This window comes from Bacillus sp. XT-2 (genome assembly GCF_025696525.1).
In the GTDB taxonomy this organism is placed as follows: domain Bacteria; phylum Bacillota; class Bacilli; order Bacillales; family Bacillaceae; genus Bacillus; species Bacillus halotolerans.
The window spans coordinates 1-17838 of the sequence record NZ_JAHVOC010000008.1 but is presented as its reverse complement, the minus strand read 5'-3'; the positions used below and the strand labels follow the sequence as shown (position 1 = coordinate 17838).

The 17838-nt window shown below is 44.4% G+C and carries 14 protein-coding genes, 1 pseudogene and 1 riboswitch; of the genes and pseudogenes, 7 read left to right on the top strand and 8 right to left on the bottom strand.

The features are described 5' to 3' along the window. Positions 1 to 35: 35 nt before the first annotated feature. A riboswitch (Lysine riboswitch) is annotated at positions 36 to 215 on the bottom strand. Between the two features lie 116 nt (positions 216 to 331). Then, positions 332 to 472: a small acid-soluble spore protein SspJ gene (gene sspJ / locus KXD37_RS18495; protein ID WP_010331863.1), complete on the bottom strand. Its 141-nt coding sequence runs from the start codon at positions 470 to 472 to the stop codon at positions 332 to 334. A 166-nt stretch (positions 473 to 638) separates the two neighbouring features. Between sspJ and KXD37_RS18490 the strand changes: the two genes are divergently transcribed. Next, on the top strand, positions 639 to 1121 hold the full coding sequence (locus tag KXD37_RS18490; protein WP_024122827.1) for a metal-dependent hydrolase: 483 nt from the start codon (positions 639 to 641) through the stop codon (positions 1119 to 1121). A gap of 103 nt (positions 1122 to 1224) precedes the next feature. Next, positions 1225 to 3081, top strand: a complete 1857-nt coding sequence (locus tag KXD37_RS18485) for an LTA synthase family protein (protein ID WP_151174505.1) — start codon at positions 1225 to 1227, stop codon at positions 3079 to 3081. Between the two features lie 26 nt (positions 3082 to 3107). Here KXD37_RS18485 and KXD37_RS18480 read toward each other — a convergent pair whose 3' ends face one another. After that, the gene (locus KXD37_RS18480; protein ID WP_255002630.1) at positions 3108 to 4034 is read right to left on the bottom strand and encodes a substrate-binding domain-containing protein; all 927 of its coding nucleotides are present in this window, start codon (positions 4032 to 4034) and stop codon (positions 3108 to 3110) included. Between the two features lie 110 nt (positions 4035 to 4144). On the opposite strand from KXD37_RS18480, the gene modA reads away from it, so the two are divergent. Continuing rightward, positions 4145 to 4927 carry a molybdate ABC transporter substrate-binding protein gene (gene modA, locus KXD37_RS18475; protein ID WP_255001988.1) on the top strand — a complete coding sequence of 261 codons (783 nt, stop codon included), beginning with the start codon at positions 4145 to 4147 and terminating at the stop codon, positions 4925 to 4927. Continuing rightward, the gene (gene modB / locus KXD37_RS18470; RefSeq protein WP_255001990.1) at positions 4899 to 5591 is read left to right on the top strand and encodes a molybdate ABC transporter permease subunit; all 693 of its coding nucleotides are present in this window, start codon (positions 4899 to 4901) and stop codon (positions 5589 to 5591) included. Before modA ends, modB begins: the two co-directional genes overlap by 29 nt. A 33-nt stretch (positions 5592 to 5624) precedes the next feature. On the opposite strand, the gene pgoN is transcribed toward modB, so the two are convergent. After that, a complete protein-coding gene (gene pgoN, locus KXD37_RS18465; RefSeq protein ID WP_044159103.1) occupies positions 5625 to 6455 on the bottom strand; it encodes a glyoxal/methylglyoxal reductase in 831 nt (276 codons plus the stop codon). 244 nt (positions 6456 to 6699) lie between these two features. Between pgoN and yvgO the strand changes: the two genes are divergently transcribed. Next, complete coding sequence (yvgO, locus tag KXD37_RS18460; protein ID WP_024122833.1) at positions 6700 to 7185, top strand: stress response protein YvgO; 486 nt, start codon at positions 6700 to 6702, stop codon at positions 7183 to 7185. A 46-nt stretch (positions 7186 to 7231) separates the two neighbouring features. Here yvgO and KXD37_RS18455 read toward each other — a convergent pair whose 3' ends face one another. The 4 genes from KXD37_RS18455 to helD all read right to left on the bottom strand — a co-directional run bounded on the left by KXD37_RS18455 (position 7232) and on the right by helD (position 15552). Then, positions 7232 to 9244 carry a Na+/H+ antiporter gene (locus KXD37_RS18455; protein WP_024122834.1) on the bottom strand — a complete coding sequence of 671 codons (2013 nt, stop codon included), beginning with the start codon at positions 9242 to 9244 and terminating at the stop codon, positions 7232 to 7234. 251 nt (positions 9245 to 9495) lie between these two features. After that, on the bottom strand, positions 9496 to 11214 hold the full coding sequence (gene cysI, locus KXD37_RS18450) for an assimilatory sulfite reductase (NADPH) hemoprotein subunit (RefSeq protein WP_254517877.1): 1719 nt from the start codon (positions 11212 to 11214) through the stop codon (positions 9496 to 9498). Between the two features lie 25 nt (positions 11215 to 11239). Then, complete coding sequence (locus KXD37_RS18445) at positions 11240 to 13054, bottom strand: assimilatory sulfite reductase (NADPH) flavoprotein subunit (protein ID WP_101859955.1); 1815 nt, start codon at positions 13052 to 13054, stop codon at positions 11240 to 11242. A gap of 173 nt (positions 13055 to 13227) precedes the next feature. Beyond that, the gene (helD, locus tag KXD37_RS18440) at positions 13228 to 15552 is read right to left on the bottom strand and encodes an RNA polymerase recycling motor HelD (protein WP_106019554.1); all 2325 of its coding nucleotides are present in this window, start codon (positions 15550 to 15552) and stop codon (positions 13228 to 13230) included. 581 nt (positions 15553 to 16133) lie between these two features. Between helD and KXD37_RS18435 the strand changes: the two genes are divergently transcribed. Then, positions 16134 to 16568, top strand: a complete 435-nt coding sequence (locus KXD37_RS18435; RefSeq protein ID WP_024122837.1) for a hypothetical protein — start codon at positions 16134 to 16136, stop codon at positions 16566 to 16568. 100 nt (positions 16569 to 16668) lie between these two features. On the opposite strand, the gene KXD37_RS18430 is transcribed toward KXD37_RS18435, so the two are convergent. Next, complete coding sequence (locus KXD37_RS18430; RefSeq protein ID WP_101859953.1) at positions 16669 to 17280, bottom strand: trimeric intracellular cation channel family protein; 612 nt, start codon at positions 17278 to 17280, stop codon at positions 16669 to 16671. A gap of 287 nt (positions 17281 to 17567) precedes the next feature. Here KXD37_RS18430 and KXD37_RS18425 point away from each other — a divergent pair. Continuing rightward, positions 17568 to 17838: pseudogene (locus KXD37_RS18425) on the top strand (IS3 family transposase); the annotation flags it as partial.

Here is a 17838-nt window from a genome sequence, read left to right as displayed (position 1 = left end):
CAAAAGTCCATGCTTAAAGAAACACACACCCTTGATCTCCGGATAGCCCTCCGCGAAAAAGCACGCGGCAGTCCTGCACTTATTCAGATACAGTCCCAGCATAGAGAAGGATCGGCTTTCTCCACACTTCGGCGCTGATGCCTTTTACACATGTTTAACAGCTCCTGTCAGCCTGGCATGTGTGACTCATCATCCGCGCAACCTCTACCTCACTGAGAAAGAGTGAGGATTTATTTATTCAGTTACTCCCAGAAGGTTATCAAAGAAAGAATGATCTGTCAAAGGGAACAGATGGAAAATGCGGATAGAGCCAAGCCCTATCCGCATGCGGTTAGCGATTATTTTTCTTTTTTTGCACAGCTTCTTGAAGCGGATCATCTTTAAGAGCTGAACCGGCATCCTCAAGAGCTCCTTGGATTACGTTTTTTTCTTTTTCAGAACGTTTACCTTTATCTTTATTAAAGAAAGCCATTCGTATCACCTCTTTTAGAAAATAGGTACATCTTTAAGATGCCTTTTTCTCAGGAAATTATGCGGCTCATTTTTTTATCGGCCAAAGTTCTGTTGCTCAAACATACATTCTCTTGATATATTTGTAATTCAGAGATTTTTGCAAAAGATAAAGGAGAAGCGGGGAAATGACAGGAAAAACACACATCATGGGAGGCATCGCTTCTTGTACCGCAGCGGCTTATTATTATGGATTTGACCCAGTACTCATGGCGGCGTCCGGCGCGGTTGGCGCATTAATTCCCGACATCTGCCACACGCAAAGTAAAATCGGAAGAAGATTTCCTATCTTATCGAAAATTGTCAGTTCCGTATTTGGCCACCGCACCTTTACACACAGCCTGCTGTTTCTGCTCATCATGTTTTTTATCACAGCCACATATATTCCAGATAAAAACATATCAGCAGGGCTGATGATCGGAATGGCAAGCCACTTGGTTCTGGATGCCTGGACAGTGAATGGCATCAAATTGTTATTCCCTTCAACCATTCGCATACGGCTGCCGTTGTATATGAAGACAGGCAGTTTTTCCGAACAGCTTGTGTTGGCCGGTCTGACAATAGCATCATGCTATTATTTTTATATGCTGTTCCATGGGCGTATGTTTTAAACACGAGTGCTGAAGCTTGTCTAAGAAGACTGTTTTTAGTAGGTTTTACATAAGAAGCATCTTCATGGCAGATGTTCAAGAAAACGTGAGGAGTTATAAATTGATGAAAGGAACCTTTTTTCACAATCAGCGTTTTTTAAGTTTATCCATCTTATTCATGTGGATCAAAACTTATGTGATCTATAAACTGGGTTTTGATTTGCAGATCGACTCTCTATTGCAGGAGCTGATTCTGCTGATCAATCCGCTTAGCTTCATACTCCCTCTATTTGGGATTGGACTGCTTTTAAAAGGCAGCAAGCAGCGCATCTTTTTGCTGATTGCCAATTTGGTTCTGACTGCCATTTTGATCTCCAACACGATTTTTTACGGCTTTTATATCGATTTTATTACCATCCCGGTTTTGTTTCAGGCCAGCAACATGAGCGATATGGGCAGCAGTGTAAAAGAACTGTTCAATCCTTTGTTCATCGCTCTGTTTGCGGATTTGGCTTTTCTTCTGCTGCTCTCCAGAAAAGAGAAGAGTCCCGAGTCGAAAGCGAACCCCCGTACGGTCAAGCGGTACTATGCCGCTTCCTGCGGGATTCTTATATGTACGCTGGGGCTTGCAGAAATTGAACAGCCGAAGCTATTGGCACATTCCTTCGACCGGGAAGTGCTCGTCAAAAGTATTGGCCTGTTTCAGTTCCACATCTACGATACCATTTCTCAGACTGTCAATATGAGTGCGAAGGCATTTGCCGATGAAGACAGCCTCTCTACAATCAAAAACTACACTGAGGCTGACTACAGCAAGCCTGATCCAAGCAAGTTCGGACTGGCAAAGGGACGGAATGTGATTTTTGTGACGCTTGAATCGACTCAAAGCTTTGTTCTGAATGAAAAGGTAAACGGAAAAGAAATTACCCCGTTTATGAATGACCTGATGAAAAAGAGCTATGCCTTTGATCATTTTTATCAGCAAACAGAGCAAGGCAAAACGTCTGATTCGGAATTTATCGTCGCTAACTCTCTATACCCTTCCCTAAGCGGCGCCGTCTTTTTTACGAAAAGTGACCATCAATTTCATACGATGTACAAATCACTCAAGCAGAATGATTATTATTCAGCCGTCTTTCACGCCAATCATAAAACATTTTGGAACAGAGATGTGATGTATGAAACGTTTGGGATTGACCGCTTTTTTGATGTCGATGAGTTCCATGTGACTCCTGAAACCTCAACAAGCTGGGGATTAAAGGATAAGGAATTTCTGGAACAGTCAGCTGCGAAACTGAAAAGCCTGCCGAAGCCGTTCTACAGCAATTTCATCACATTGACGAACCATTTTCCGTTTGAAATTGATGAAAAGGATCAGCTGATTGATGAATATGATTCAAGCAGCGACCTGTTAAACCGCTATGTGACGACGGTTCGCTATGAGGATGAAGCACTGAAGCATTTTATCAAAAAGCTCAAGGATGAAGGCTTATACGAAAACTCGATGATTGTCTTTATGGGAGATCATTACGGCATATCAGAAGCCCATAATAAAGCCCTGGCTGAGTTTTTAGGAAAAAGTGAAATTACGCCATATGACACCGTCCAGCTTCAGCGGGTGCCGTTTATCATTCATATTCCTGGAATCACTGATCAAAACCCGGAAACAATCTCCGATGCCGGAGGACAGGTTGACGTCAGGCCGACTCTGATGCACCTGCTCGGAATTGATACAAAAGGTGATATTCAGTTTGGCAATGATTTGCTGTCAAACAACCGAACGCCATTTGCCGTGCTGAGAAACGGCAGCTTTATCACGAACGACTATGTATATACGAAAAATACATGCTATAGCCAAAAAACAGGAGAAGTGTTAGAAAATCAAGATGCGTGCGCTCCCTATAAAGAAAAAGCAAATGAAGAGCTGTCTCTCTCTGATAAAATGTTAAATGGAGACCTTCTGCGTTTTTATGGTCAATAAAAAAATCCCTCTACGAGGGATTTTTTTCATGTTTCGTATATCACTTTACCTGTCAGCTTCGTTTGATAGCCATTAAGATGAGACAGGTTGGCCTTATATTCTTCCGATTTCAAGATGCTCTTTACAGCTTCAAGCAGCTGCTGGTGTTTTTTCAAAATGACAATGTCGTATTGTTCCTCGATGAGCGGGATAAAATCAACGCTTCCCATATGTGCCGCGTGCTGCGCCCCGATTCCCGCGTCTGCCTGTCCGCTCGAGACTTGGGAGGCAACAGCATAATGATCAGTCACAATGTCACTGTAGCCCTTGACGTCTGAAGGTGTCACACCAAGCAGACCAAGCTGTTCGTCAAGCAGCACTCTTGCGCCCGATCCTTTTTCTCTGTTGATGATGCGGATGTCGGTTCGTTTCAGGTCATCCCAGCTTTGTATGTTTTTCGGATTTCCTTTTTGAACGTATAAGCCGGCTTTGCGAAGGACAACATTCATCTGACAAAACGGTTCGCCTGACAGAATGCGTTTCACATAAGGCGTATTATATTGAGCGGTTTCCGCATCGTACAGATGCAGGCTGACAATGTCGCATTTGCCTTGGTACATGTCAATGAGGCTGTTTAAGCTGCCTTTGTATTGGCGGAGCGGCGTCTCTTGAATGGCATTTTCCAAATGCTTGCTGAGCAGATCCATCGATATATCCTGTCCGCTGATGACGACATTCCGCCTTCCCTCCGGCATCGGCTCCTGTGCCTTTCTCGGCTCTTCGGGTGAAGACACAGGCTGAGACATTCTCATGTTCGCCTTATATTGCTTTAAATCTGCTTCATCGACACGCATCTGCCTTCCGACACGGTAAGCAGGGATCATGCCTTTTTTAATCAAATCATAAACGGTCAGCTTTGATACCTTCAGCAGACCAGCAACTTCTTCTATCGTATAGGAAGAGGTTTCATTCATCATCATCACTCTCCTATTTCATTATACCTTTTCGGAGAATGTAAAAAAACCCACATAACCCAAACATAATCAGTTATAATTAGATATAACTAATTATAAGGGGTGCAATCATGTTTAAGAAGTATTCCATTCTGACCGCAGCATTAACTGTTTTTCTGCTTGCAGCAGGCTGCTCTGCCAGCCAATCATCAAGTGACAAAGAGAAAAAAGTGACCTTAACTGTCTCAGCAGCTGCCAGTGCCCAGGATGCACTCGAGGAAATTCAAAAGAACTACGAGAAAACCCATCACAATATTACGATCCAAGATAACTTTGGCTCATCAGGTGCCTTGCAAAAGCAAATTTCTCAAGGAGCCGGGGCCGATCTGTTCTTCTCAGCCGCTGAGGACAAATTCCAAAAGCTTGTAGATGATGGGGATATCGCTAAAAAAGACAGCACTCATTTAGTCGGAAATGAAATTGTGCTCGTTGTGCCTAAGGATGGAGATTCACCAGTCACAGGCTTTGACAATCTGACTGATTCAGAAAAAATTGCTCTCGGGACTCCAGAATCTGTACCGGCAGGAGCTTATGGAAAAGAATCACTGACAAACCTGTCTCTATGGGACAAAGTAAAAGATAAGATCGTGTACGGAAAAGACGTTCGCCAGGTTCTTTCATATGTAGAAACAGGCAATGTAGACGCAGGTGTCGTTTATAAAACAGACGCGCTGATCTCTAAGAAAGTCAAAATCGTCGATGAGACAAAAGCTGATACACACAGCCCGATCGTTTACCCGTTAGGAATTGTAAAAGATACGAAACACCATAAGGAAGCGAAGCAATTTTACGATTACCTGCAAACTGACGAAGCGATGAAAGTGTTTGAGAAATATGGTTTTACTGCTGAATAACATCAGCACTTCAGAATTTTTCACGCCGGTTATGCTTTCTTTTCAAGTGGCGGCGGTCGCCGGAATCGCGGTGATCATTCTCGGAACTTTGGCAGGGGCATGGATGTCACAAGCATCATTTTTCGGAAAAACCGCACTCGAAACGATTTTTATGCTTCCTCTCGTTCTTCCGCCCACCGTTGTCGGTTTTATTTTGATCGTCATGTTTGGAAAGCACAGCTTCATCGGACAAGCGATCGAATGGATCTTTCATCAGCCCGTGATCTTCACCTGGTGGGCTGCTGTGATTGCTTCTGCTATCGTGGCTTTTCCGCTTATGTATCAATCGGCCAAAACCGGATTTTCCGATATTGACCCCGATATAGAGGGAGCGGCAATGGTAGACGGCGCAAGCAGATGGAAGGTGTTTATCCATATCTCCATTCCGCTGGCGTATCCATCGTTGCTGACCGGAAGCATTCTCAGTCTGGCGCGGGCGCTCGGTGAATTCGGCGCCACCTTAATGTTTGCCGGGAATATCCCGGGTGTTACCCAAACGCTGCCGACAGCCATTTATGTCGCTTTGGATTCCGGCAACAACGCACTTGCATGGGCGTGGGTCGTCTGTATCATCGTCATTTCTTTTCTGATGCTGTTTTTGATTCAACTGAAAAAAACACATTAAAAAACTCCCCGTACTTAGACGGGGAGTTTTTGATTAAAACAGAAGCTCATCGGGGTTTGGACCGACACGTTCATCTTGATTTAACGCATCAATCTTGTCCATGTCTTCTTGAGACAATTCGAAATCAAAAATATCAGCGTTTTCGATAATACGGTGTTCTTTAATCGATTTTGGAATCGTTACAACTTCATGCTGAAGATCCCAGCGCAAAATCACTTGTGCTACAGATTTATTATATTTTTCAGCGATCTGTGTCAGCACTTCGTTATCAAGCAGCTGGCCCTGCATAAGCGGAGACCATGCTTCCAGCTGGATGCCTTGTTTTTTGCAGTAGTCTCTTAATTCTTTTTGCGTCAAACGAGGGTGAAATTCAACTTGGTTCACCATTGGTTTGATTTCAGCATCTTTCAAAAGCTCTTCTAAATGATGAACTTGAAAGTTGCTGACGCCGATCGCGCGGATTTTGCCGTCTTTGTACAGCTTTTCAAGCGCGCGCCATGTATCTTTATACTTATCCTTGCCAGGCCAGTGGATTAAATATAAGTCTAAATAATCAAGCTGAAGTCTTTCCAGGCTTTTTTCAAAGGCAGCAAGCGTTGTGTCGTAGCCCTGATCTTCATTCCATACTTTTGATGTAATGAAGAGCTCTTCTCTTGCAACACCGGATTCTTTAATGCCGATGCCTACACCTTCTTCATTTTTATAGACAGCCGCTGTATCAATGCTGCGGTAGCCATTTTTAATCGCAGCTTTAACCGATTCAGTCGCTTCACTTCCGTTTTCTACTTTAAAAACACCAAGACCGAACCAAGGCATTTCAACTCCGTTATGTAGCTTTACAGTATCTTTTAAACTTGTTGCCACTTGAACATCCACCCTTTCATCGAAATGTAAGCGTCTATATTATCTCACATTCCTCTCAGCAGATACCAATAATACGCTTAAGAGCCTCTTTTTGCTTCTTTTTTCATACGGACGTTTTTTATTTCATAGTAAACAATACGCATTTGCACTATTTTTTTCCTATTTTATCAATTATAAGATTATTTAGACAGTGAGCAGGGTAAGCGAATACTGTAGCCCACAAAAACATAGAGGAGGAAACAAATTGAAACGTATTCGTATCCCAATGACTCTTGCACTTGGCGCCGCTTTGACAATTGCCCCTTTGTCCCTTGCCTCTGCTGAGGAAAATCCCGCACCGAAGATCTCACAGAAAACAACAGCCGGAACAGCTGCCGCAGAAGTCGGTTTAAACGTCAACCTTGATTTGCTTGGGATTGCCAACCAAATCTCAGATGCCATTAAATCAGCCCAGAACCGGGACGGTTTTGTGAAAAATCTCATGGAATCTTCCTTCTACGCATCCGGCCAAAAATATAACGTCATGGTTTTTAACTTAAGCCAGGAGTATGAAGATCACTTAAATGGTGTGCAGTTTTACGGCTCGGCCGTTTATGACGGCATTACGTACGGCATTTGGGTATTTGAAGACGGAAGCTTCACAAACAAAGGAGACGGCGGCTGGATCAACTGGGCCTTCAGAGGCTGGTTCGACCGAAACGACAACACTGTCGAATTCCATCGCCCCTAACCTATAGAAAAAAGCTGGCGTCCGATGCCAGCTTTTTTTCTTGGAATTATTCGCCGCCTTCTAGCATTGCGGCTTCCACATCATTAATATATTGGCGAAGCTCATGAGAGATGTCCCGGGAAATTTCCCGCTCCTCAAAGAGCGTCTGAATCTCATTTCTGATCGCCTGCACAGCCTTCAGCTTCACTTCCAGCTTCTGATTTTCAAAATGGGCGTTCGATTTATGTTCGTGATGGCTGTGCTCCAATCTGAAAATTAATTGTTTATAAAACGAGATGACAGATAAAAATACTTCCTTATGTTCTTCCGGTATATGCTTTTCCAAATGTCCTATTGCAGCTTTAGCCGTTTTAACCCTAGTTGCTCTCATTAATCCCTCTTCGTTTAAAATCGACATCTCCGGCTTTTTATGTTCTCCGAAGAAAATCCAATACATCAGACGTTTCAGCCTTGTTTTTGATAAACCGACTTTAAACGGGTTGGCATACAAAATTTCCAATTCATTAAACCGTTCTTGCAGAGCATTTGCCGTTTCTTCCGGGATGTCTCCCCGCTCCAGCAGTTTCATCAGTTCTTCTTGCTCGGCTTTAATCCCTTGAGCGCGGACTTTCCGTTCATACTTTTTTATGCGGGTTGACGTTGTATATTGCTGAAAACGAAGGTTTTTCATTTTCTCATTGTATTCGGCAATGACCGCAAGAGACGCCGTTTTGTTTGTATCATTCATGTCTTCTTTAATCGTTTTGAGAGCCGTTTTAATCAGTTTGCGTCTCGCCGTCAGCAGCTTCTTATTTTTTTCTTCGTCCTCTTCTTCTTTTTCAGTCAGAAGCGGAAGCACGAAGGTGGCAATAACAAGCGTGCATAAAATGACGCCTGCGGCTAAAAAGAGAATCAGATTTCTTTCCGGAAACGGTGTGCCATCCTCCAGGAAATATGGGATGGAGAATGAACCTGCAAGCGTAACCGCTCCCCGCACACCTGAAATGGAAATTAACAATGTAGAACGAAGTCCCGGCTTATAAATGGTTTGATCTTTATTAAAGAACCACTTGCCGTTCCAGAAGAACAGCACCCACAGAAACCTGAGGAGCATTAACGTAAATGTAATGACCAGAATATAGCCGATCACTTTCATGTTACTGATCGCTGTATCGTTAAAAATCACCGAAATGACATCCGGAATCTGTGTGCCAAGGATGACAAAGACAAGACCGTTCAAAATAAATAAAATAATGTTCCACGTACTCGATGAGACGATTTGCAGCTTCACCATCGTCGATTCGAGACGGTCCTGTTCAACCGCATGCGTAATACCGCCCGCCACAACGGCTAAAATGCCGGAAACACCGATTTCCTCCGCTGCCAAATAAATCACAAAAGGCGTCAGAATTTGAATCAGCATGTGCATCGTGACATCCTGCATGCCAAGGCGGCGCAGGAATAGACGAAAGCGGATAATCAAGAACGAAATGACAACCCCGCACAAAAGGCCGCCAACAGAAATAAACACAAAGCTGACAGCTGCTTGCGCCAGTGAAAATGCCCCGGTAACCGCTGCGGCAATCGCAAATTTAAAGGCGACCAGACCTGATGCATCATTCATCAGCCCTTCCCCTTCAAGCAGGCGCAGAATTCCTTTCGGCATCTTCACCCTTCCTGATAATGCGCTGACAGCGACAACATCAGTCGGTGAAAGAATGGCTGCCAGCCCAAAGGCCGCTGCCAGCGGAATATCAGGAATCATCCAGTGGATCGTGTATCCTCCTACAATCACAGTCGCAAATACAAGGCCAAGTGCAAGCAATAAAATGGGAGCTCTTAAATTCCAAAGCTCAGCCCGAGGCGTCCTCTTTCCATCATTAAATAGAAGAGGCGCAATAAACAAGACGAAAAACAATTCCGTGTTTAATTCAAAATGAAGCCCCTGTGGAAATGAGGCGGCAATAATCCCAAGCGCCACCTGAATCAGAGGCACTGGAATAAACGGGATAAACCGATTGACAATGTTAGAAATCGCAATAATAGCCAGTAAAACAAGGACGACTAAAAATATGTCCAAATGCATAACCTCCTTAATCTGCTGCGTATCTGCATGATGAGTTGATAAATTTTTGTCCGAAGAGGCTGAGGCTTGCAAAAGATAAAGGATGGCCTTACATCCAATACTGGATTCCGCAGGAGTCTCCTCCACACTAGTCTTCTTTTATAGTACCCTTTTTAGGGTATTTTTTCTCATGATATGCTCATGGTGAACTTTTTTGCCGCAAAGCAAAATCAAAAAGAGACAGGGCAATCCCCCTGTCTCTCATCTCAATTATGAAAATTCATCCCGTCAGTTGTCGCTTTAATGATACCGGCGCGAATGACGAAATCACCGAAGTGCTCACCTTCCTCGCGTTCTTTCGCATAGCGGGAAAGCAGGACGCGCAGCTCGTTCAAAATGTCTTCTTCTCCGATATTTTCGCGGTACATTTTGCTTAAGCGGCTGCCGGCAAACGCAGCGCCTAGATACATATTATATTTGCCAGGCGCCTTTCCGATAAATCCGATCTCTCCGAGCGCATGGCGGGCGCAGCCGTTCGGGCAGCCTGTCATGCGAATGGTAATTTCCTCATCACGAAGACCGTTTTCGTCAATAATCTCATCCACTTTATCTAAAAGGGACGGCAAATAACGTTCTGCTTCAGCCATCGCCAATCCGCAGGTCGGAAGAGCAACACACGCCATAGAGCTGCGGCGCAGCGCTGTATAATGCTTTCCGTCAGTTAACCCGTATTGATCGATTAATGCGTTGATTTCATCCTTTTTCTCGCTTGGAACATTACCGATAATCAAGTTCTGATTGGCTGTCAGACGGAAATCGCCTGTATGAACTTTAGCAATTTCACGCAAGCCTGTCATCAGCTTATAATCCTCGTAATCCGTCACACGGCCGCCTTCGACAAACAGCGTAAAATGCCATTTACCCTCAATGCCTTCCACCCATCCGTAGCGGTCGCCGTTATGATCAAAATGGTACGGCTTCGCTTCTTCCAGGCTCCAGCCGAGACGGTTTTCCAATTCCTCTTTCACTGTTTCCAAACCGAGGCGGTCAACTGTGTATTTGAAACGGGCATTTTTACGGACGGAACGGTTTCCGTAGTCACGCTGAATCGTAATTGTTTTTTCAGCAACGTCATACATTTGTTCAGGGCGGCAGAATCCAATTACCTTGGCTAACTGCGGATATGTCGCTTTGTCGCCGTGCGTCATTCCCATACCGCCGCCGATTGCCACGTTAAAACCGATGAGCTTGCCATCTTCCACAATCGCAATGAATCCGAGATCCTGCGAAAAGACGTCAATGTCATTTGACGGCGGAACCGCAATACCGATTTTGAATTTCCGCGGCAGGTAAAGCGGCCCGTACATCGGCTCGACTTCTTCTGCGTCAGGCGTGCCGGCCACTCTTTCCTCATCAAGCCAAATTTCATGATACGCTCTTGTTCGAGGCAGGAGATCATCACTTAATTTTTTGGACCATTCGTATACTTCAGAATGGATTTCAGACTGGTAAGGATTCGATGCGCACATCACATTCCGGTTTACGTCCCCGCAAGCCGCGATTGTATCCAGAAGAGCCGAATGGATCGTCTGAATGGTTTTTTTCATGTTCCATTTTAAAATCCCGTGCATTTGGAACGTTTCACGCGTCGTCAGCTTTAGGGTGCCATTACCGTATTTCTGCGAAAGATCATCCATCACGAGCCATTGCTCAGGCGTCGATACGCCGCCCGGCATACGGACGCGCAGCATGAACTGATAAGCCGGTTCAAGCTTTTGTTTTTGGCGTTCATTGCGGAGATCGCGGTCATCCTGCAAATAACTGCCGTGGTGTTTCATCAGGCGGTTGTCATCATCCGGAATTCCCGCACTGATCCGATCCAGCATCACTTCTTTTAGTGTGCCGCGCAAATAATCGCTTTCTTCTTTAATGCGCTCGACGTCACTTGGAGAGCCGTCCGGTGCTTTTAAGATTTTGGTCACCATGTTGAAAAACTCCTTTCAGGTCAAATCAGTATACATCACGCTGATAACGTTTTTGCTGCTGCATATCGGCAAGATAAACTTCCGCTTCTTCACGGGTCATATTGCCTTCTTTTTCTATAATTTCTAAGAGTGTGTTATGGACATCGTGTGCCATGTGCTTTTCATCTCCGCAAATGTAAACAGCCGCTCCTTCTTGAAGCCATTCAAACAGTTCTGCGCTCTGTTCAAGCATGCGGTGCTGCACATACACTTTTTCTTCCGTATCGCGTGAGAACGCTACGTCCATTTTTGTCAGCACGCCGTCTTTCAGCCAATTCTGCCACTCTGTCTGATATAGGAAATCTGTGACAAAATGCTGATCACCGAAGAACATCCATGCTTTTCCTTCAGCTCCCGTCTCCTCGCGCTCCTGCATAAAGGAACGGAACGGCGCAACGCCTGTCCCAGGGCCGACCATGATAATCGGTGTTTCAGGATCCTTCGGAAGCTTGAAGTTCTGATTATGCTGGACATAAACCGGCAGTGTGTCTCCCGGCTGCAGACGCTCCGCACATAAAATTGAGCAGACGCCTTTTCGTTCGCGGCCATGCGCGTCGTACCGAACTGCACCAATCGTTAAATGCACTTCATCCGGGTTTGCGGATAAGCTGCTCGCAATTGAATAGAGGCGGGCCGGCATTTTTCGAAGAATGGATACAAACTCCTGCGCCGTTACACTAAACGGCCCATAATCCCGGATCAGATCAAGCAAATCGCGCCCTTCAATATACGCTTTCACTTTACCCTCATTTCCCGGTGCTAAAAGCTCTCTAAGCTCCTCGCTTCCCGTCAAATGAGCAGCCTGTTCAAGAAGCGGCTTTGTGAGAACAGTAATTTCATAATGAGAAATCAGCGCTTCTTTCAGCGGGCGGACATCGCCTTGCTTATTCAGCGTCACAATTTCTTCGGGGTCCCAATTCATTTCCTGAAGCAGCAAATCGACAAGTACCGGATCATTTTCCGGATAGACGCCGAGGCTGTCACCAGGTTCATACGTAAGGCCTGATCCTTCAAGAGACAACTCTACATGGCGTGTTTCTTTATTTGATCCGCGGCCGTTTAAATTTAAATTTTCTAACACTTCCGCCCGGAAAGGATTTGTTCTTGAATACGCAGATTCACCAGTTTGAGGTGCTGCGGCCGGCGCAGGCGCGGCGCTTCCGCCCTCGGCTTCACTTAAGCCCTCAAATACGCTTTCCAGCCATTCAGCAGCCGGCTCATCATAATCCAAATCACAGTCAACGCGCGGAGAAATTCGTTTCCCGCCAAGCTCTTCTAAGCGCTGATCAAATTCTTTTCCTGTCTGACAGAAGAATTCGTATGAACTGTCACCAAGCGCCAAAACAGAAAAGCGAAGATCATCAAGCTTAGGCGCCCGTCTTCCGTGCAAAAATTCGTGAAACGACAGCGCGTTATCAGGCGGCTCACCTTCGCCATGCGTACTGACGACAATCAGAAGATTGTTAATTTTCTTGAGCTGGTTCGGCTTAAAGTCGCTCATGGATGAAACGGTGACTTGAAAGCCTCGCTCCTCAAGCTGCTTGCCGGCGTTCTCTGCAAGCCCTTGTGCGTTTCCCGTCTGTGAACCGTAAAGGACGGTGACTTCTTTTGAAATGGCCGGTGCCGTTACACCCGCAGACACAGCAGCCGGCGCCCCCGATGTTTCCAGGACGGAAACAGATTGCGCTGATAAATAGCCGCTCAGCCAGATTTTCTGAGATTCTGTCAAGGTTGGCAGAAGGCGGTTAAGGAGCTCTGCCTGCTCCTGATTAAACGGACTGTTCATTACCTGAAGTTGCAACGTATCCACCTCACAAAATTGTATAAACTGATCGAAATAGTATCTAATTGAACTTTACCGGAAGACACACCGCAAGTAAAATATATTTACATGATGATAACGATTAAGATTATTAATGATAAAACTCCTTTGTCTCATTTAAATGAAGAAAAAAGAGAAGGCACCCTTCTCTTTCAATCAGCACTCTTATATAAATGAGGGGGCACAGCACTCACAAACGGACTTGGTTCACCGATAGAAGAAACGGTCAGCCCGTGCATGGCCCGGGTGCAGGCAGTGTACAGCAGCCTCCGGTCGTGCTCTGTTCTATATTGTTCTTCTGAGGCATCATAGACAAGTACTGCGTCAAACTCAATTCCCTTCGCTAAATAAACCGGAATAACACAGACTCCCTTTTGAAACGTTTGGTTTTCTTTATGAATCAGCCGAATATCGGTATATTCGCTTATTTGAGCGTGTGCCTGTCTTGACTGCTGCGCCGTTTTGCAAATAACAGCAATGGTTTCATGCCCTTTCTTTCTAAGTCGCCCAATTTCTCGCATAAGCTTTTGACAAAGATCCTCGCGACCCTCGCTTTTTAACACGCAGGGCATTTCCCCATCTCTGTTAAAAGGCTCAATGTCCGCTCCGTCCTGCAGCAGCGCTTTTGTCAATTCCACAATTTGTCTCGTTGATCTGTACGTTCTTTTTAAACGGACACACTCAGCCTGCTCTTTTTCAAAGCCGGCATCCATACGTGCTGCACCGTTTATCGCATGGGCGTAAATAGACTGATTGATATCACCGAGCACCGTCATGCTGGCAGACGGAAAAATACTCCTTATATACGCCATCTGGAATGGAGAATAATCTTGAGCTTCATCGATAAATAGATGTTTGATCTGCGTGTTTTTCTTTCTGCCTTCTAGCAAATCCTGCAAATATAGAAATGGAGACGCGTCCTCATAGAGCAGTTTATTTTCTCCAAATGCCGATCTTGTCAGCTCCCCTATTGCCGCAGTATCCTCTGTTTGAGCTTTGCTTCCCCAGTCAGAAAACAATTGCAGATACAGCTGTTTGACATCAAGAAACGCCAGCTGCCTGACCGCCTGTTTAATTGCTCTGAAGGCCTTTTTTACAATCATGGCGGCAAGCAGCTGCTGTTCTCTCTGATGATCGTTAAATGTACTCTCACTAAACCGTTTCTTTGCCTGCAGCTTTTTGTACACTTCCAAATATTCCTCTTTGTCGAGAAGCTCGGCTTCCTGAACGACCCAATCCTTTCGCCGTTCCTTTTTCTCCAGCTTGTTAAGCTCACTCAGCAGCCAATTTGCCGTTTGTTCCATCCGGTTCGGAATGGACAGGCTTTGATCAAGCGAGTAAAAATACGCTTGGACTTGTTCCTTTGTGATCAGTTTTTGTCCGCGGAAAACGATATTTTTAAAGATCATTCCTTCAGAAGACAGCCTGCTGGCGTATTCATCAATAAATTGCTGAAAAGATAAGCCTGCCTTCCACGTGATTCCGGCAAGCCTTGATTGAAAACTGTCATCTTTTGTTTTGGTCAGGCAATATTCCAGCTGATCAAAGGGGCTTTCACATTGAAACTTGCGGCCAAGCCGATGCTCGATATATTCCTGAAACGTCGCCTGTTCCATATTTTCTTCGCCTAATTCAGGCAAAACAGAGGAGACATAGCTGTTAAACAAAAAGTTTGGGGAAAATAAAACGATTTGTCCGGCATCAATTACACCGCGGTGCCTGTATAACAAATAAGCGACACGCTGGAGCGCTGCTGACGTTTTTCCGCTGCCTGCCGCACCCTGCACAATCAGAAATTTGCTTTTTTCATTTCGGATAATCTGATTTTGTTCTCTCTGAATCGTAGACACGATGTTTTTCATTTGTGTATCAGAGTGATGGCTTAATACCTCTTGCAGCATTTCATCGCCGATCGTCATATCAGTATTAAACATCGCTTTGAGAGCGCCGTTTTTAATAATAAACTGGCGCTTCAGCACCATTTCCCCTTCTATCGTTTCGCCGGGAACCTCGTATTCAGCTTTTCCTGGGGAATAATTATAGTAAAGGCTTGATATCGGTGCTCTCCAATCATAAATCAGAAAGTGTTCCTCCTGCTCATCCATACAGGATGCTAAACCGATATAGATCTGCTCCGCCTGTTTCTCGCCGTTTTCAATAAAATCAATCCGGCCGAAATAAGGCGATGCTTTTAATTGATGAATTCGTTTGAGCTGCTGATCCATATGCCGGTGATTCCGTTCCCGATCAGACAGCAGCTCTGCCTGCTGCTTAATGCTTGCCATCGTTTCAACCGCTTCATGGACGTCATCAAAGTTAACCGTGACATCCTCCCAGAAGTTTTTTCGTAATCCGATAATATCATGCTTTAATCCGCCCGCGGACGTTTCGAGAAGCCGCTCTTTATTCTCGAGCTCCTGCAGTACATCATCTATTCTTGACTGCTCTTCTTTCCATTCCTTATCATGCTGATTCATGAACGGCACCTCCAGAAAATAGTTGACAAACGAAGAAGAAATAATGTAAAATAGAATTGGATATATATTTAATATATGATAAAAACAGGAAAACACAATTTATAATAGCACATTCACCCAATATCGTTCAAGGTTTGGGTTATTTATATGCATAAAAAAACCGATTTCAACTGGAAATCGGTTTTTTTATTTTAAGATTTCACTGTTGTACGTGCTTTTTAAGGTTGCGAATCTTCTCTTTCATCAGTATCGATTCCTTATAACATTCAATCTTCCATATGAAAATATATCTTTTTCATTTTAAAAACACACAGAGCGTTGCCGTGTTTATCAGTTCATCTCACGTGAAGAGTGACTAAACTGGCTGTATTATCATCCATATAGCAACTAAAATCAATAGCCTTCCATCCTTGCTATCATACCTATAGACGCAGTAAAATAGTCATTTTTTATCCAATTTCGACATATTTCAACAAAATGAAGTTTCTAATTTGGGAGATTAGGACGATGTTACATTATTTCTCACGGTTTATGATATGAACATGAAGAAAGAACCAGAATAAGCTAGGAGGAAATACTCAGTGAAGAAAAAGCTATATATGATGTTGCTGGCTTTCGTCGTAGCCGTAACAAGTTTTACGGCTATTGACCTAGTAAACAACAAAGCAGAAGCTAAAGATTGGGTTAAAAAAGGTCAAATATGGAGTACTCATTACCATTCGGGCTCATTTAAAAACTATACTTACTCGCCAACTTTTCATATTTATTATCCAGGACAAGGAACTTGGGCCAACATTACGGCAAACGGATCAGGCAGCGGGAAAATTACAGCAACTCTGCAACAAAAGACAAATAAAGGCTGGAAAAATGTGAAAACTTTTTATGCAAAGAAAAAAGGCTCTACAAATTTAAGTTACAAACAAGCTTCTAAAAGCTACAAAACAAATTACAGATTCAAATTCACTAACACAGGAACTAAAAAGACCATCAGCTATACATTTTGGGCTACTTATTAATTTCAAACAACTTTGCTCTGCGCGGTCAGCATTTGAAAAGACTTTGATCCAGCTGGCTGCAATAAAAAAACCTCTCCGACATGGATGAGGTTTCTTTTATTTACTGGCTATCTAAGCGAAAATAACGGTTTGGCAGCTTCCAATTAAACATATAAGAACAAACGCGGCATACGACAAGCACAAAAAACAGCGCGTATAAACCGATCGAGTTTCCGGTCCAGCCCAAGCCGACGATTAAACCGCCGAGCGCCGCCCATACCGCATAGATTTCCGTTTTCAGCACGAGCGGCTTGCGCCCGGCAAGCAGGTCTCGGATGATTCCTCCGCCGCTTCCCGTCAGCACCGCAGCCACGATAACGGCACTAAGCGGATGCCCCATTTTGACGGCGTACAGGGCGCCTTGAATAGCGAAAGCTGCAAGACCGATCGCATCCGATAAATTTCCCCATTTGTTCCAATGCTTCAGCAGCAGCTTCGGAAACAAGAAAACGATCGTGATGGATATCAGAGCGATTTGAAAGTACGCACCCTGCTCCCACAATGCTGACACCGGAACACCGATGAGCAAATTGCGGATCGCTCCTCCTCCAAAAGCTGTGACAATCCCTAATATATAAACACCTAAAATATCATATTCTTCTTCCATTGCAACAATTGCGCCGCTGACCGCAAACGCAATGATGCCGATCACACTGAGCAGCTCCCAAGCCATTCTGATGACTCCCTTTATATTTGTTAAATTTTCTGACGACCTCTAGATTTTATAACCGCTTCAGGTTAAAATCAATAACATTTTTATGATAAAAAAAGATAAATTTAGAGGGAAAACAGTAAACGCCGATCAGCATGAGTCTGCCGCTGGCAGTGCCTATCATTTGTACCGTAAAAAAAGCGCCCTGCATTCGGGACTGACCCCATAAGATGAGACAAATAAAAAACACCTTCAAGTTTGAAAACGGATAGTTGTTATCCGAAATAAGACTTGGAGGTGTTTTTTGTATGGGAACAAGAATGAGTTATCCAATTGAAGTCAAACAGAAGGCTGTAGAAATGAGATTGGCAGGCGTGCCTATGAAAGAGATCATGCAGGAATTGAATATCAAGAATAAGACGCAGGTTCAGACATGGGCTAGATGGCATAAGGCTGGGGATACACATCGATTTGAACAGCCTGTTGGTAAGCAATACACTTACGGAAAAGGTCCGGAGTATTCTTCCGAATTAGAGAAACTGCAGGCAGAGAACCGTTATCTGAGACAACAAAATGAAG

What these genes read in the sequence shown, in the direction of transcription:
- sspJ (WP_010331863.1), bottom strand. Translation starts at nt 472, where the DNA reads ATGGCTTTCTTTAATAAAGATAAAGGTAAACGTTCTGAAAAAGAAAAA.
- KXD37_RS18490 (WP_024122827.1), top strand. Translation starts at nt 639, where the DNA reads ATGACAGGAAAAACACACATCATGGGAGGCATCGCTTCTTGTACCGCA.
- KXD37_RS18485 (WP_151174505.1), top strand. Translation starts at nt 1,225, where the DNA reads ATGAAAGGAACCTTTTTTCACAATCAGCGTTTTTTAAGTTTATCCATC.
- KXD37_RS18480 (WP_255002630.1), bottom strand. Translation starts at nt 4,034, where the DNA reads ATGAATGAAACCTCTTCCTATACGATAGAAGAAGTTGCTGGTCTGCTG.
- modA (WP_255001988.1), top strand. Translation starts at nt 4,145, where the DNA reads ATGTTTAAGAAGTATTCCATTCTGACCGCAGCATTAACTGTTTTTCTG.
- cysI (WP_254517877.1), bottom strand. Translation starts at nt 11,214, where the DNA reads ATGGTGACCAAAATCTTAAAAGCACCGGACGGCTCTCCAAGTGACGTC.
- helD (WP_106019554.1), bottom strand. Translation starts at nt 15,552, where the DNA reads ATGAATCAGCATGATAAGGAATGGAAAGAAGAGCAGTCAAGAATAGAT.
- KXD37_RS18430 (WP_101859953.1), bottom strand. Translation starts at nt 17,280, where the DNA reads ATGGCTTGGGAGCTGCTCAGTGTGATCGGCATCATTGCGTTTGCGGTC.